A 15914-nucleotide genomic window follows, 5' to 3' on the forward strand; every position below is an offset into this window, starting at 1 on the left:
TCGGCAAGATCGGCCGGGCCCTCCAGGCCCTGGTCCCCGAGGACACGCCCCTCCAGCAGCAGACCGGCCGGCTGGTGCGCCGCCTGGCGGCCGCGGGCTTTGTGCTCTGCGCGGTGGTGGTCGTCGTCTACGGCATGACGCGGGACGACTGGCTTCATGGGTTCCTGGCCGGCCTCTCCCTGGCCATGGCCATGCTCCCGGAGGAGTTCCCCGTGGTGATGACCATCTTCCTGGCCCTGGGGGCCTGGCGGATCTCCCGGCACCGGGTGCTGACCCGGAGGATGGCCGCCGTGGAAACCATCGGGGCCGCCTCGGTCCTGTGCGTGGACAAGACGGGCACCCTTACCTTAAACCAGATGACGGTGAGCGACCTCTACGCCAAAGGGCGGTTCATGAAGGTGAACGACGGCGCCGACTCCCTGCCCGAGGCCTTCCACGAGGTCGTGGAGTTCGCCCTTCTCGCCAGCCCCGCCGACCCCTTCGACCCCATGGAAAAGGCGATGAAGGAGCTGGGGACGGCGACCCTGGCGCGAACCGAGCACCTCCACGACGACTGGGAGCTTCTGCGGGAATACCCCCTGTCCCAGGACCTCCTGGCCATGTCCCGGGTCTGGCGGTCGCCGGATGGGAACGACCTCATCATCGCGGCCAAGGGCGCGCCCGAGGCCATCGCCGATCTCTGCCATTTCAGCGAAAAAGAGACGGCGGCCCTCACGGAGGCCATCAACACCCTGAGCGACAACGGCCGCCGGGTGATCGGCGTGGCCGGAACCCGGTTCCGGAAGCCGGAGCTGCCCGGGGAGCAGCATGACTTTTCCTTCCGGTTCATCGGCCTCCTGGGGCTTGTGGACCCGGTCCGGCCCGGCGTGGCCGAGGCGGTGGCGGAGTGCTACACGGCCGGCATCCGGACCCTCATGATCACCGGGGACTATCCGGGCACGGCCCGGAACATCGCCCGAAGCATCGGCCTCAACAACCCCGACGACTGCATCACCGGCCCGGAGCTCACGGAGATGAGCGATGAGGAACTGACCTTCCGCATCCGCCACGTCAATATTTTCGCCCGCATGGTGCCGGAGCAGAAGCTGCGCCTGGTGGCGGCCCTCAAGGCGGCCGGCGAGGTGGTGGCCATGACCGGCGACGGCGTGAACGACGCCCCGGCCCTGAAAGCCGCCCACATCGGCATCGCCATGGGGGGACGGGGGACCGACGTGGCCCGCGAATCGGCCTCCCTGGTGCTCCTGGACGATGACTTCGGCTCCATCGTCGAGGCGATCCGCATGGGGCGGCGGATCTTCGACAACCTCAACAAGGCCATGCGTTACATCTTCTCCGTCCACGTGCCCATCGCGGGCATGTCCCTCCTGCCGGTGCTGCTGGAGTGGCCCCTGGCCCTGTACCCGGTCCACATCGTGTTTCTGGAGCTCATCATCGACCCGGCCTGCTCGGTGGTCTTCGAGGCGGAGGCGGCCGAGTCGGACTGCATGGAAAGGCCCCCGAGGGACCTGTCGGAGCCCCTGTTCGGACGGCGGGCCGTCTTCCTCAGCCTGATCCAGGGGCTCGTGATCCTGGCGACGGCGGCGGGCGTCTACTGGTGGGCCATGGGAGAGCACGGGGCCCCGGCCGCCCGGGCGCTGGCCTTCATGGCCCTGGTTCTCTCCAACCTGGCCCTCATCTTCACCAACCGGTCCGCGACCCGCTTCATCCCGGCGACGCTATCGGTCCCCAATGCGGCCCTGTGGTGGATCAGCGGATGCACGGTCGCCATGCTGGGGCTCGTGATGATCCTCCCTTTTTTCCAGGGTCTGTTTCAGTTTCAGCCCGTGCCCAAGGACGATCTCGGCTACTGCCTCGCGGCCTGCGCCCTCTGCACGATCGTTTTGGAAAGCCTCAAGCTCCGGCCCTTCCGGCACAACCCCGAGCGGGGCGGTTCATCGTAGCAAAAAAAACGGCCTCACTCTCCGTGAAGCCGTCATATTCATCTTTAGCCTTTAGCCTTTAGCCTCTGGCCTTCGGTCTTCAGCCCGCCGACGCTTTCGCGGCCGCTTCGACGCCCTTGCTGAAATCCGTGGGCACCGTGGCCATCCGGCCGGCAAGGTCCCGATCGATCATCATGAGGCCGTGGGGGCTGTCCTGGATGAGCTTCAACTGGGCGATGATCTCGTTGTCGTTCTCCTCCTCCTCCACCTGCTCGGTGACGTACCACTGGAGGAAGATCTGGGTGGCGTGGTCCTTCTCGGAGATCGCCAGATCCATCAGGTTGTTGATGGATTGGGTGATGTACCGCTCGTGCTCCAGGGTCTTGGTCATCATGTCGAGGGGGGAGGCGAAATCCGCCGGAGGCTGGGCGATGGCCTTCAGGGTGACCTTGCCGCCCTGGCGGCAGACATACTCGTAGATCCGCATGGAATGAAACATCTCTTCATGGTACTGCACCATGAACCAGTTGGTGAACCCCTTGAGCCCCAGCTCGTTGCACCGGTTGGACATGGACATATAGATGAAGGCGGAATACATTTCCCGGTTGATCTGTTCGTTCAACGCATCGTTCATTTTCGGACTCAACATATTAATGTCTCCTTTTCGGGTTGCAATCGGACGACCCAGGGCGTCCGGTGAGAGATTGTTCAGATCGGTCTGATGCTTCTTCAGAATAATTAGTACGATCCCTGAAATATCAACCCGTCAATCGGGGAGGCGCCCTAAACTGTCGGGAAGGAGACGGTTTTGGTCATCCCGGTCCTGTCTTACCCATTCAGTTGATTCGCTGGGTGTTTTCAGCCCCAATTCATGGATGATTGCAAGGAGTTCGGCGGGAGTAACCTCTACGGGGCTTTTGTTGTCATGTTGCGAGTTCGAAGAGTTCATATTGTGAACCTTTCTTATCGAAGGTCAGCGTGGTTTCACAGCCGTTTATCTTTGCGGAATGCGCAATTAAAAGATCGGAAAGGTCATAAGCGGACCAGGATATTGGCATCCACCCCTTTCATTTCCATCGATCTTTCATTTTTTTCTCGCACGGCATCATCCATCGCTTCAGGAGATATGGGTCTTTTTCCGGGTTTGTGCAACTTCCCGAAAATCTCATCCACCGTTTTGGAAATGGGCCGGATGATGGCTTCCCGATTATCGGTGGCAACGATCTCAATTTTATCCCCCGTATGCAATTGCAAATATTCTCTTATTTCTTTGGGGATGGTGACTTGCCCCTTTGTGGTGATCGTAGCGACTGCCGAAATCATTTCCTTCCTGATGCCAAAATTTTAATAATACAAAAGGCGAGTTGCGCGATGTGTCAAGAAGGATCAAAGCAGTAGAAAAGAAATCAGTTTGCTTTTTACACCGGGATGGATTAGACTAGTCTCAGATCAGTTTTTTTTGGAGGTATTTCATGGAAACCATCGGCGCCTACGAGGCGAAAACACATCTCCCCCAACTTCTGGAACGTGTCGCCAAGGGTGAGAAAATAACAATCACAAAACACGGCGTGCCCGTAGCGACGCTGCAGCCTGCCGATTCTGCGAAAAGAACACCCGTGCGCGACGTCATCGATCAATTGAAACGGTTCCGAAGCGAAAATCGTCTCGAAGGGCTGTCCATCCGAGACATGATCGAGGAAGGAAGGCGCTGATGCCCGCGGGGTTTGTGGCCGATAATTCCGTCGTCATGTCGTGGTGCTTCGAGGATGAGGGAAGCAGCTACGCTGAGGCCGTCCTCGAAAACCTGGAATTCGCGGAGGTCTTCGTGCCCGCCATCTGGCCTCTTGAAGTGGGAAATGTCCTGCTTTTGGCGGAAAGGAAAAAACGACTCAGCCAGGCCGCGGTCGTCCGCTTCCTGGCGCTTCTGGGCAACCTGCCCATTACAGTGGAACAGGAAACCCCCGAGCGAATGCTCAAGGAGATCATTTCGCTCGCGCGGGAGCACGCGCTTTCCACCTATGACGCATCCTATCTGGACCTTGCCATGAGGCTGGGTCTCCCCCTTGCCACATTGGATGCATCCCTGGCAACGGCCGCGAAAAAATGTAAAATTCCGGCTTTCGACCCGACTCGCGCCCGCTGAAATCATCACTTTCATTTCCATCGATCCTTCATTTTCTCTCGCACCGCCTCATCCATCACTTCAATGGATACGGGTTTTCTTTCAGTTTTGTACAATTTTCCAAAAGCATCGTCGACTTTTTTGGAAATGGGCCGGATGACGGCTTCTCGATTTTCGGTGACAACGATTTCAATTTTATCCCCAGTATGTAATTGTAAATAATCTCTTATTTCTTTGGGGATCGTAACTTGCCCCTTCGTGGTGAGTGTTGCTACCGCCATGCAATTCTCCTTACTGAATATTTATTCTTACTTCTATGTAAGGCATTTGTGGCGGCGCGTCAAGAATTCCCAACGCATGGGGGTGAGATCCGCTCCCGAATAAAAAACGCCGGAGCGAGAGTCGCTTCGGCGTTCTTGTACTGGGGCGGTGGGTCCTACTGGATAAAGGTCATAATATAGTCCGCCACGGACTTGCGCTCCACCACGTTCAGTTTCCTGGTCTTTTCGACGTGGGGTTTCATGAGGCCCGCCGATTCCGGGCGCATGATGGCCTCGGTCTCCCCGTTGAGGTAGTGCAGCAACTGTTCATCCTTGCCTTTATAGGCCCCGGCAATCTCGGGGAGGCTGGGGTAGATCTTGGAATTGCCTTCGGCCTTGTGGCACCGCATGCATCCTTCCGCCTTGAAGAGTTCCTCGCCCTCCGCCGCAAGAGCGTGTCCGCCAAATACCATCCATCCCAGGATCACCAGTATCGCCATTTTTTTCATTCGTATTCCCTTTCTTAGTGTTTCAGTGTTTCGGCTGCCAGGAGCTCAACCTCCCGGTCCCTGGCCCTTGGCCCTTGGCCTTTAGCCCATAGCCTCTGGCCTTCAGCCCTCCCTTACCACAACTCCCCCGATCTTTCATATCATTTTCGCCGGCGCACGCACTACCAGGTCGGGAAGAAACGGCTTCCGACCTGGTAGACCGCCGTCGACAAGCCGAAGGCCAGCAGGGTGGTGTAGGTCATGCTGAAGACGGCCCACCCCCAGGAGGACTCCCGGGCCATGGCCACGACGGTGACGAAGCAGGGGGCGTAGAGCATGACGAAGATGATGACGGAAAGGGCGGTGAGGCGGTTCCATTGGGGGTCCTTTTGGAGGCGGCTTCCGAGGCTTTCGCTCGCGTCCGCCTCGACGGCTCCCATGGCATAGGCCGTGCCCAGGGTCGAGACGATCACCTCCTTGGCCGCGAACCCGCCCAGGAGGGCGATGTTGGTGCGCCAGTCGAAGCCGGCCAGGCGGGTGACGGATTCCAGGGCCGTTCCCAGTCGGCCGGCATAGGAATGCCTCAGGCCGGCCTCGGCCTCCCGGTTGTCGATGGCGAGTCGTTCGGCTTCGGCTGTCCGCCTTTCCTCCGCGCTGGGGGCTGCGGGCATTGCGGCCTCTATTGCGGCCCGCTCCATCTCGAAGCCTTGGACAACCTCCGGGGGAAGTGCGGGGAAGGTCATGAACGCCCAGATGAGGATGGAGATGGCCAGGATGACCGTGCCGGCCTTCTTGGCATACTGCCACGCCCGCTCCCAGGTATGGATGAGAAGCCCCTTGAGGGTGGGCAGTCGGTAGGGGGGAAGCTCCATGACAAAGGGGGTGGCCTCCCCGCGGATCACCGTGTTGCGCAGCACCCAGGCAACAAGGAGAGCGGTCACCCAGGAGCCGATGGTGATCCAGAAGAGGACCGTGGCGGCGGATCCCTTGAAAAAGGCCCCGCCCAGGAGGAGGAAGACCGGAACCTTTGCGCCGCACGGCATGAAGGGCGCCGTGAGCAGGGTGGCCAGCTTCTCCTTGGGGCTTCTCAGGGTCCGGGCGCCCATGACGCCGGGCACCGCGCATCCGCCGGGGATGCCGCCGGCCACGATGAAGGGCATGACCGAGCATCCGTGGAGGCCGAAGATCCGGAGCACCCGGTCCATCATGTAGGCCATCCGGGCCATGTATCCCGAATCCTCCAGGAAGGCGATGCCCATAAACATCACCATGATGAGCGGCACGAACCCCAGCACGCCGCCGACCCCGCCGATGACGCCGTCCACGAGCATGGACTGGAGGATCCCCGGCGGCGTCAGCATGGTCACGCTGTTCGCCAGCCAGGCGAAGAAGGCTTCGAGCCACCCCATGGGGACCGCACCCACGGTGAAGGTGACGATGAACATCCCGTAGAGCACGCTGATCATGAGCAGGGGGCCGATAAAGCGGTGGGTCAAAACCCGGTCGATCTTGTCAGACAATATGATCCGTTCCTGGTGGCCGCGCCGGATGAAGACCCCCTGCCGGGTGACGGCGGCGATGTAGCCGTAGCGGTAGTCCGCGATGATGGCCTCGGGGCTGGTGTCGAGGGTCGCCCGGCAGTGTTCGGCCACCCGCCGGGTCATGCGCTCCAGGGTCTCGCCGATGTCGCCCGCGCGGGCGCCCAGGGCCTTGATCTGGACGTCGCCTTCGAGGTATTTGAGGGCGAGCCACCGGGAGGGGTAGCTGTCTGTCAGGAAGCCGGCCTGCTGGATGAGGTCGGTCATCTCCTGGAGGACCGGGTCGATATCGGGTCCGTAGGAGATCTCGAGGGGTTTCCATTTGCCGTCGGTTTCGCGGATCTGGCCCAGGGCGGTTTCGATCAGCACCTGCTTCCCCTCGCCGCTTCGGGCCACGGTTTCCACCACGGGGATCCCCAGGAGCTGCGAGAGCTTTTCGGTGTCGATCTTCTTGCCGCTTTTGCGCACCTCGTCCATCATGTTGAGGGCCAGGACCATGGGGATGCCCAGCTCCATGAACTGGACGGCGAGGTAGAGGTTCCGCTCCAGGGTATTGGCGTCGACGATGTCGATCACCAGTTTCGGGCGTTCGTTGACGAGATAGTCCCTCGCGACCAGCTCCTCCTGGGAGAAGGCGGTCAGGGAATAGGTGCCGGGGAGGTCGACGATGTTAAGCCGCAGGCCGTCGGCCTGAAGATATCCCTCGCGTTTTTCCACGGTGACGCCGGGGTAGTTTCCAACGCTCTGCCGCGCGCCCGTGAGGGCGTTGAACATGGTGGTCTTTCCGGCGTTGGGGTTACCCGCAAGCGCAATGCTCAGCGTCTTCGTCACACCCGCCTCCGGCTATCTCAACGGTGATGAAATCGGCTTCGTTGTTTCGGAGGGAAAGGGTGAAATCCCTCAGGCGAAGGGCGACGGGGTCTTTCAGGGGGGCCCGGCCGACGACCGTGACCTCCGTGTTGGGGATCAGCCCCATGTCCCGGATGCGGCGGCCCAGCTCTCCCTCGGCTTTCACCGAACGGATCGTCCCGGTCTGGTTGACCTGCATCTGGCGCAGGCAGCACAGCCTGCGGGGGCACCGGACACCGGGCTCGGAGATGGATGGGGCCTGGCAGGGGTGCGGCGGGCGGGCCGTCTGCTGGTCGAGGTGCGCGGCCGCGGCGCCGTCGGCTTTGAGCACCCGGATGCGCGAGGCCATCTTCTGGCAGAGCGTGAGGCGGGCGCCATAAGTCTCTAAAATAACAGGTCTTCCCGGAATGTTGCTGATCATCCTCACCTCCATCCCCGGAACCAGACCCATACCCGCCAGCCTGCATTGCAGGTTGCACCCCCCGTCAACGGCAAGGAGCTTGGCGCGCTCGCCGCTCAGGATCTCTCTTAGCACCATCTTGTTAACTGCCTCTCATCCCAAAAGGAATATTGCGGGTACGGCCGGCGGCCGCGGTTGCGGAGAAGGTCTATCCCCTTCAATTCATGGTGAATGCCATAATTACTCCCAGAAAGGCGGAATGTCAAATAATTTTTGTCTCATCAAACATATATCGGCATCTGATATTATGATAATGCACCCCGGCAAAAATCCAAGATATTTCCCGGTGCAGGCGGGCGAAAAATATCTTGAATGAAAACCGGCAGTACGATAACATTTTTTCTACTGCTCAAAGTTGACGGATTCGCAAAAAGTCGATTTTCAGACGGTTTTGTAAAAAGGTCGAGATCAAGGCTTGAGAATCCCGAGGAATGCGGCGTACTTATCGTACGCCGCAGTGACGGGGGATGAATCGTAACGCAGATATCGGCCTTTTTGCGAAACCGTCAAAGTTGATGCACTCGAACCAGCCGATAGCGGTGAATTTTCGCTATTCTGACGGCGCTGCCGCCGTCAGCCCCTTTCCGTGTCATCCCGGGCCGCTGCGGGTAAAGGTCGTGCCGATGGAATTCCAGATCGAAGAACATGATTATGATTATGAATCCAACGTCAAGGTCTTCCATGACCTGATGTCCGTCAAGGTCAACGACATCCTTCTTGTTTCGACCCCCTACGATGCCTTCATCATGGAGGAGGACGGCAGCCTGGCGACCAAGATCATCCACGAATACCGGGGCCTGAACCTGAGCCGTCCGCCGCGTATCACCAAGGCATTTTCGGCCGATGAGGCCCTGACCCTCATGAACCGCGCCGCCTTCGACCTGGTGATCATCATGCCCAACCTGGAGGACATGGACACCCAACTCCTGGCGGGGAAAATCCGGGCAATCCGGCCCGAACTGCCGGTGATCCTTCTGGCCCACTCCCCGACGGACATCGAGGAAGACGCCGAAGCCTGCCGGATGATCGACAACCGGTTCGTCTGGTCCGGGAATTCCGACCTGCTCCTGGCGCTGGTCAAGTCGGTGGAGGATTCCCTGAACGTGGAGGCCGACACCCGCTCCGCCATGGTCCGCGTCCTGATTCTGGTGGAGGATTCCCCCCTCTACCGGTCCTTCTTCCTGCCGCTGATTTACAAGGTGGTGGTCCGCCAGACCCTCTCGGTCCTGGAGGACAGCCTGAACGAGGAGCACCGGCTGCTCAAGATGCGCGCCCGCCCCAAGATCCTGGTCGCCGAGAACTATGAAGAGGCCATGGCGCTTTTCGAGCGATTCGAACCCTATGTGTTCGGGGTGATGTCGGACACCCGGTTTTCCATGGACTGCCGGATCACGCCGGACGCCGGTTTCATGCTGCTCAGGAAGATCAAGGAGCGGGTGCCCTATCTTCCCCTGCTCCTGCTCAGCGCGGAGCCCGAGAACCGGGCCAGGGCAGAAGCGCTTCAGGCGGTCTTCATCGACAAGAACTCCCCCAACCTCAACGCGGAGATCGAGGATTTCTTCAGGACCTATCTTGGGTTCGGCGACATGATTTTCATGACGGCCGACCGGTCGGAGGTCGGCCGGGCCGGCACCCTGGGCGAGATGGAGCAGGTGCTCGCCCGGGTCCCCGACGAGCCCATCGCCTATCACGCCGAACGCAACCATTTCTCCAACTGGCTGATGGCCCGGTCCGAAATCCACCTGGCCTCCAGGTTCGGCAAGGTCCGGGCCTCTGAATTCGCCACCGTCGACGAGATGCGGCAGTATATCATCTCCAATATCCACCGGCTGCGCCAATGCCGGCAGAAGGGGATGGTCATCCAGTTCTCGGAGCGCCGGTTCGACCCCGACATCATGGACTTCGTCAAGATCGGGAAGGGGTCCCTGGGCGGAAAGGCGAGGGGGCTTGCGTTCATCTACAATCTGCTGCACCGGAGCCCGGAGATCCGGCGGCGGTATCCCGACGTCAATATCGTCATCCCCCGGACCCTGGTGATCGCCACCGACGGCTTCGAGGCGTTCGTCGCCCGGAACGAACTCGATGCGTCCAAGATCTGCAACTGCGCGGATGACGAGATCCGCAGTCGGTTTCTCGCGGGAGAGTTTCCCGAGGAGCTTGCAGGGGACCTTGCATCCTTTCTCGCGAAGGTCAAGGGCCCCCTTTCGGTCCGGTCGTCCTCGCTGCTGGAGGACGCCCAGGTGCAGTCCTCCGCGGGCCTCTACAAAACCGTCATGATTCCCAACATCCACGACGATTTTGCCGTCCGCCTGGCCCACCTCCTGACCGCCGTTAGGCTGGTCTATGCCTCCACCTTTTTCGAACGGCCCCTGGCCTTCGCCCGGGGGGTTTCCAAGCAGTTCCAGGAGGACAGCATGGCCGTCATCGTCCAGGAACTGGCGGGCGGCAGGTACGGGGATTTTTTCTACCCGGCCATTTCAGGGACGGCCCAGTCCCGGAATTTCTATCCGGTGGGCGCTATGACGCCCGAGGACGGCATCGTCCGCATCGGTCTGGGCCTGGGGATGATCATCGAGGACGGCGAGGCGGCCCTGCGGTTTTCCCCCCGGTTCCCGGCGATCCTGCCCCAGTTTTCGACCGTGGAGGATATTCTGGCCAATGCCCAGCGCTATTTTTACGCCCTCCGGGTCGGAAGCGTTCCCGAGCCGCTGGACCTCGTCCGGGAAACCACCGTGGAGCGGCGGGAGATCCATGACGCCGTGGACGAGTTTCCGGTGAGGCGCCTCGTCAGCACCTACGTCCCCGGGGAGAATCGGATCCGCGACAGCGCCGGCGCGCCCGGGCCCAAGGTGCTGACCTTCGCGTCCGTCCTCAAGCACCGGGTCTTTCCCCTGCCCGGGATGCTGGCCGATCTTCTCGAACTGGCGCGGAAGGGCATGGGATGCCCCGTGGAGATCGAATTCTCGGTCCACCTGGAGGAAAGCGGGCGGCACACCTTCTTTTTCCTCCAGCTTCGCCCCATGTCCTCGAACGAGGAGTTCCAGGACGTGGCCATCACCCGCGCCGAGATCGACGCGGCCTTCTGCTGTTCCAGCCATGCCATGGGCCACGGCCGGAATCGCCGGATGGCCGACATCGTCTTCGTCAAGCCGGAGGGTTTCGACCCCGCCGCCACCCGGGAGATCGCCAGGGAGATCGGGGAGGTCAATGCCGTGCTGGCCGCCGAGGGGAGGCCGTATCTCCTGGCCGGCCCAGGGCGGTGGGGGTCCGCGGACCCCTGGCTGGGGATCCCGGTCGGGTGGCGGGAGATCTCCGGGGTGGGGGCCATGATCGAAATGCGGGACGGCCGGGTCAACGCCGACCCGTCTTACGGGTCCCACTTTTTCCAGAAGATCACCTCCCGGGGCATCCATTACATCACCCTCGAACCCGGGAACGACGACTTTCTGGATCTCGGCCGCCTCAAGGGCAAAGCCCGGGTGACGGAAACCCGTTTTTTGCGGCATATCCGCCTCCAAGAACCTTTTCTGCTCAAGAACGACGGGAAGCGGTCACGATGCATCCTCATGGAGGTATGACGGTTTCGTAAAAAGACCGATATCTGCGTTACGCTTCATCCCTCGTCATTGCGGCGTACTGGAAGTACTCCTCATTCCTCGGGATTCGCAAGCCTTGATCTCGGCCTTTTTACGAAACCGTCCGGGACTCAGCTTTCTGGGTGTATCAAATTTTGTTAATTTGTTGCAAAATTTGAAATTTGGCGTGCCGGCCGCCCCTTCGCCGTCGAAACCGGCCGGCTTCCCATCCCCGGGGCAATTCAATGATTTTGGTTCACAAATCATCGCCTGCCCCCGAAGGGAAAGGGATCTCTGTGCCGATGATTGTGCTGGTATTTTTATTGCATTCAACTACGGTGGTCAACATTCATCACCAATGGCAACCAAATGGGGCGACTCAGTGAATTCGACGGGACCGGAACATCCAAAAGGGATCAGATTCAGACTTCACAGCAAGTTTCTTTTGGGGGTTGTCGTGCTGGAATGCCTGATCATGGTCACGACGATTCTGGTTGTCGAAAAGCAGATGCGGGAATCGATCCTGACGGAATTCCTGAAGCGCGGATATGCCATCGGACAGAATCTGGCGGCATTGAATGCCAACTATATCGCCACGTTCAATTATGTCAGCATCGAACAGGCCGTTGCCAAGGTCACGGAGGAGAACGATCTGGAGTATGCGGCCGTCCAGTTTTTTGACGGTGAGGTCGCCGCCTTTGGGGGGGCCGAGGTCTACAAGAAGCTGATTTTCCGGGAGGACGTCAACACAGCGGCGCTTTCCGCTGCGGACGAACTCGTTCAGTACCTGCGCTTTGAAGATTTCGCCGACAGGATTTGCGATATCACCACTCCGGTTTACCTCAAGGATAAAAAGTGGGCGACGGTCCGAATCGGCATGTCCATGAAATACATCCGGGATGCCGTCCACAAGACCCGGATCACGCTCCTGACGCTGGGGGCGCTGATCCTCCTTGTCAGCGGCGTGCTGTCGATCTTTCTGGCAAGACGGATCTCCCGGCCGGTGGGCGCACTCGTCAAGAGCGTCGAAGCCATCACCGGCGGGGACTATGACTGCGATATCGAGATCCGGTCCAACGACGAGATCGGCTTCCTCGGAAACCGGTTCTCATACATGCAGAAGGCCCTCAAGGAGAATATCGCGCTGCTCAAGGATTCCAACTCGGCGCTCACCCTCCACAACCAGCGTCTGCAGGGGCTTTTCATCGCAAGCCAGGCCATCAATTCCCTCCAGGACAACCAATATCCCTACCAGCTCATCATCGATTCGGCCATGGAGGCCACCGGGTCGTCGGCGGGATTTCTCACGGTGGTGGACGATGACCGCCAGCTCAGGACGGTCGCCCAGAAAAGCCGGAACGGGCACGATCCGATTCTCCATATCGCCAGAGCGGCCCTGGAGGAGCGGCAGACCCTTCTTCTTCAGGATCCCTTCCAGTCGTATACGCGGGTCCATTCATGCAGCCTGAATTTCGAGCCCCTCCAGGAGGGCTTGAAGTACTGCTCCATCGACATGGATGTTATCCCGGGTCATGAACTCATATCGGTGCCCCTTCGTCAATCCGACAACGTCAAGGGGTTTATCAACCTGATCCGGCGGAAACGGTCCGGAAAGCTCAGCGACTCCGAAAGGCAGATCATTTCCGTATTGACCAGCCATGCGGCCATCGCCCTGGACAACAAAAAACTCTTTCTGGAGCTCGATAAAGCCTATTTCAGCTCCATCCGGTCACTGGCCAAGTCCCTGGAACTGAAAGACGAATACACCTACGGCCACTCCGAGCGGGTCGCCAGGGTCTGCGTGGACATCGGCAGAACCATGGCCCTCGAGGAAAAGGCCCTTCGGGTGCTCCAGAATGCGGCCCTGCTTCACGACATCGGAAAAATCGGGGTGATCGAGACCATTCTCAACAAGTCCGGGAAGCTCGATGAAAATGAGTTCCGGCTCATCCGAAAACATCCGGGTTTCGGGGATGAGATCCTGAAGCCGACCGCAAGCCTGAGGGAAGAGCGGGCCATCGTCCGGCATCACCACGAACGGGAAGACGGCCGCGGGTATCCGGACGGCCTGACCGGGGACCAGCTCACGCTGTCCGAAAAAATCATCATCGTGGCGGACGCCTTCGACGCCATGAATTCACGGCGTCCCTACCGCAAGCCCCTCACGCCGGAGTCCATCCGGCAGGAGCTGCTCAGGCACCGGGGGACCCAGTTCGACAGCGTCGTCGTCGGGGCATTTATGGAGATATTCGATGCCTCGATCGGCGACCGCGGACTGGAAGGGGTCCCCGACAACGTGGTCCCCTTCAGGATCTGCCAAACCTGATCGTCATCCGCGCGTAACAGGTGCCGAACGGCTTATCCCCGATGATCCACGCCCGGAACCGGTCCGTCTCGGCGACGCGGGCGGCCATGCCGTGGCCCTGCATCATCAGGACGATGGCCTCCGGGGGATGAAACCGGCTTTCCATCCGGAGGAGGCTCTCGGCCAGGGCCACGGCGCGCACCGCCATGCGCCGCAGGTCCGGCTCCTCGATTAATAGCCGGCCTCCGGGCTTCAGGATGCGCGCGAACTCCCCCACGGCCTCCCGCTGGCAGCGGAAATGATGGAGGGCGTCGATGACGAGGACCCGGTCGAAGGAGGCATCGGGAAACGGCAGGCACTCGGCCGTCGCAGACACGGCCATCAGCCCCTTCCGGGCCGCCCGGAGCAGCATGGGCCGGGAGAGGTCGCTGACCACCAGGCGGTCCACCCGGTCCCGGAGGTGAGCGGAAACCCGTCCGGTGCCGCCGCCTGCATCCAGAAGCCGCGCGTTTTCGGGCAGCCGCAGGAGCCTGGCGAGGCGGGGGGTATTCGGGCGGCCTAAAATCCGGTCGTAGACCGGCGCCGCAAAGCCGAAATGATCGATCATGAGAGGCAACTCCTTCGGTTGGCGTCTCGTTGCATCCGGTTCAGCGTGCCAGAAGCTCCCGCTCCTCCGCGAAATCGGCATGTTCGAGGGCGATCTTCCTGAACTCATCCGACAACTCCAGGAACGCGTCCACGATATCCGGATCGAAGTGGCTTCCCCGGCCCTCCCGGATTATCGCCAAAGCCGTTTCATGGGGGTAGGGCGGCTTGTAGACCCGCTTGCTGATGAGGGCGTCGTAGACGTCGGCCACGGCCATCATGCGGCCGAACAGCGGGATCTCCTCCCCTTTCAGGCCCCGGGGATATCCGGTGCCGTCCCATTTCTCCTGGTGGGTATAGGCGATTTCACGGGCCACGGACAGGAAGGAATCTTCGCCCAGCATCCTTTCGGAAACCAGAAGGGCGTCCCGGCCATAGATGGTGTGGCGCTTCATCTCCTCGAATTCCTGCGGGGTCAGCGCCCCGGCTTTCAGGAGGATGTTGTCCCGGACCCCGACCTTGCCGATGTCGTGGAGGGGCGCGGACTTGACCAGCAGGTCGATGGCGGTGTCGTCCAGCTGGTCCCGGAACTTGGGGTGGTCTTTCAGGTGCAGGGCCAGGAGCCGGACATAGTGCTGGGTGCGCCGGATGTGGCCCCCGGTTTCCGGGTCCCGGTATTCCGCCAGTGTTCCCATGCTCTGGATGGTCACATCCTGGGTCAGGACCAGCTGGCGGGTGCGCTCCCGCACCAGCTCCTCCAGGTGGTCCCGGTAGCGCTTGAGTTCGAGCTGGTTCCGGACCCTCGCCTTGACCAGTGCCGGGCTGAAGGGCTTGGTGATGTAATCCACGGCCCCCAGCGCAAGGCCCCGGGCCTCATCCTGCTCCTCGGACATGGCGGTGAGAAACACGATGGGGATGTCCCGGGTCCCGGGGGATGCCTTGAGGCGGCTGCAGACCTCGTACCCGTCCATCCCGGGCATCATGATATCCAGGAGGATCAGGTCCGGCGGTTCGTCCGCGACGGCTTCCAGGGCTGTTTCACCGTCCATGGCCACCCGGAGGTCGAAATCGTTTCCCAGGGCCTCCACCAGGATATCGATGTTGGTTTCGGTGTCATCCACGATCAATACGGTGCCTGAAGATATCTGATGCATAAGCTCACCTCGATGATTCGGCCTCAGCCGATGCCAGCAGCCTTTCAACGACCGCCGCCGCCTCCCTGAACCGGTACTTGTCGACCAGCCTGCCGATGGTGGCAACGCCGGAGTTCACCGCATCCGGCCAGGTGCGGGTGTTGATTTCCGCCATGATGCGCTTGAGCGGGATGGGTTTCCCCTTCAGAAGATGGGGCCGCATCTCCAATAAAAGCCCCCTGAGGGCGGCCATGTCTCCCGCCGCCAGGGGCATGCCGTCCGGGGGGGCGCCGTCGCCTTCCGGGCCGGTCAAAGCCGCCGCCGTCTCGAGGGTGCAGATCACCGTCCCCAGCGCCGACTCGAATCGGCTGAGCCGCTCCGCGGTCTCCGCCGGGTCGGCGCCGTCCAGCGCCGATTCCAGGGCGGCCCCCGCCTCATACAGGGCCGCGGCCCCGATATTCCCGGCGACGCCCTTCAGGGTGTGGAGCATCCGCCGGGCGGATTGACGGTCGCGATCCTTCAGGGCGTCCTTGATCCGGGCGGCGATCGCCTTGTTTTCCTGATAAAACTTTTTCAGCAGGCTCCGGTAGAGGGCTTCGTTTCCGCCCACCCGCGCAAGGCCCCCGGCCACGGAGATCCCCGGCATCTCCTCGATGACGGGATCCCCCGGAGGGGCATGG

General features: G+C 61.0%; 14 protein-coding genes. 5 read left to right on the forward strand and 9 right to left on the reverse strand.

The features are described from left to right. Positions 1–1940, forward strand: a 1940-nt coding sequence (locus ACEW8N_RS04330) for a cation-translocating P-type ATPase (RefSeq protein ID WP_373498576.1), incomplete at its 5' end; no start/stop codon positions are given. 79 nt (positions 1941–2019) lie between these two features. Here the strand turns inward: ACEW8N_RS04330 and ACEW8N_RS04335 are convergent. Both ACEW8N_RS04335 and ACEW8N_RS04340 read right to left on the reverse strand, forming a co-directional pair. Beyond that, positions 2020–2568 carry a ferritin gene (locus ACEW8N_RS04335; protein ID WP_373498577.1) on the reverse strand — a complete coding sequence of 183 codons (549 nt, stop codon included), beginning with the start codon at positions 2566–2568 and terminating at the stop codon, positions 2020–2022. Between the two features lie 383 nt (positions 2569–2951). Continuing rightward, the gene (locus ACEW8N_RS04340) at positions 2952–3242 is read right to left on the reverse strand and encodes an AbrB/MazE/SpoVT family DNA-binding domain-containing protein (RefSeq protein ID WP_373498578.1); all 291 of its coding nucleotides are present in this window, start codon (positions 3240–3242) and stop codon (positions 2952–2954) included. 149 nt (positions 3243–3391) lie between these two features. Here ACEW8N_RS04340 and ACEW8N_RS04345 point away from each other — a divergent pair, with 149 nt between their 5' ends. Together ACEW8N_RS04345 and ACEW8N_RS04350 are read left to right on the forward strand one after the other, a co-directional pair. Beyond that, positions 3392–3631, forward strand: coding sequence for a type II toxin-antitoxin system Phd/YefM family antitoxin (locus ACEW8N_RS04345; RefSeq protein ID WP_373498579.1), 240 nt, complete (start codon positions 3392–3394; stop codon positions 3629–3631). Then, positions 3631–4062: a type II toxin-antitoxin system VapC family toxin gene (locus tag ACEW8N_RS04350; protein ID WP_373498580.1), complete on the forward strand. Its 432-nt coding sequence runs from the start codon at positions 3631–3633 to the stop codon at positions 4060–4062. The genes ACEW8N_RS04345 and ACEW8N_RS04350 overlap by 1 nt, the downstream gene beginning before the upstream one ends. An 11-nt stretch (positions 4063–4073) precedes the next feature. Here the strand turns inward: ACEW8N_RS04350 and ACEW8N_RS04355 are convergent, their stop codons facing one another. The 4 genes from ACEW8N_RS04355 to ACEW8N_RS04370 form a co-directional block, all read right to left on the reverse strand. Next, the gene (locus tag ACEW8N_RS04355; RefSeq protein WP_373498581.1) at positions 4074–4322 is read right to left on the reverse strand and encodes an AbrB/MazE/SpoVT family DNA-binding domain-containing protein; all 249 of its coding nucleotides are present in this window, start codon (positions 4320–4322) and stop codon (positions 4074–4076) included. A gap of 155 nt (positions 4323–4477) precedes the next feature. Then, positions 4478–4810, reverse strand: a complete 333-nt coding sequence (locus ACEW8N_RS04360) for a c-type cytochrome (RefSeq protein ID WP_373498582.1) — start codon at positions 4808–4810, stop codon at positions 4478–4480. Positions 4811–4971: 161 nt separating this feature from the next. Beyond that, positions 4972–7158, reverse strand: a complete 2187-nt coding sequence (feoB, locus tag ACEW8N_RS04365; protein ID WP_373498583.1) for a ferrous iron transport protein B — start codon at positions 7156–7158, stop codon at positions 4972–4974. Beyond that, a complete protein-coding gene (locus tag ACEW8N_RS04370) occupies positions 7124–7714 on the reverse strand; it encodes a ferrous iron transport protein A (RefSeq protein ID WP_373498584.1) in 591 nt (196 codons plus the stop codon). Before ACEW8N_RS04370 ends, feoB begins: the two co-directional genes overlap by 35 nt. A gap of 461 nt (positions 7715–8175) precedes the next feature. Between ACEW8N_RS04370 and ACEW8N_RS04375 the strand changes: the two genes are divergently transcribed. Together ACEW8N_RS04375 and ACEW8N_RS04380 are read left to right on the forward strand one after the other, a co-directional pair. Continuing rightward, a complete protein-coding gene (locus ACEW8N_RS04375) occupies positions 8176–11214 on the forward strand; it encodes a PEP/pyruvate-binding domain-containing protein (RefSeq protein WP_373498585.1) in 3039 nt (1012 codons plus the stop codon). Positions 11215–11668: 454 nt separating this feature from the next. Continuing rightward, the gene (locus tag ACEW8N_RS04380; RefSeq protein ID WP_373498586.1) at positions 11669–13537 is read left to right on the forward strand and encodes an HD domain-containing phosphohydrolase; all 1869 of its coding nucleotides are present in this window, start codon (positions 11669–11671) and stop codon (positions 13535–13537) included. Here ACEW8N_RS04380 and ACEW8N_RS04385 read toward each other — a convergent pair. The 3 genes from ACEW8N_RS04385 to ACEW8N_RS04395 form a co-directional block, all read right to left on the reverse strand. Continuing rightward, complete coding sequence (locus tag ACEW8N_RS04385) at positions 13518–14123, reverse strand: class I SAM-dependent methyltransferase (RefSeq protein ID WP_373498587.1); 606 nt, start codon at positions 14121–14123, stop codon at positions 13518–13520. The genes ACEW8N_RS04380 and ACEW8N_RS04385 overlap by 20 nt on opposite strands. A gap of 40 nt (positions 14124–14163) precedes the next feature. After that, the gene (locus ACEW8N_RS04390; RefSeq protein ID WP_373498588.1) at positions 14164–15255 is read right to left on the reverse strand and encodes a two-component system response regulator; all 1092 of its coding nucleotides are present in this window, start codon (positions 15253–15255) and stop codon (positions 14164–14166) included. A 4-nt stretch (positions 15256–15259) separates the two neighbouring features. Then, positions 15260–15914 (reverse strand): Hpt domain-containing protein (locus ACEW8N_RS04395; RefSeq protein WP_373498589.1); only part of this gene is annotated, 655 nt, incomplete at its 5' end.

Source organism: Desulfococcus sp., from assembly GCF_041737845.1.
Taxonomy (GTDB): domain Bacteria; phylum Desulfobacterota; class Desulfobacteria; order Desulfobacterales; family Desulfococcaceae; genus Desulfococcus.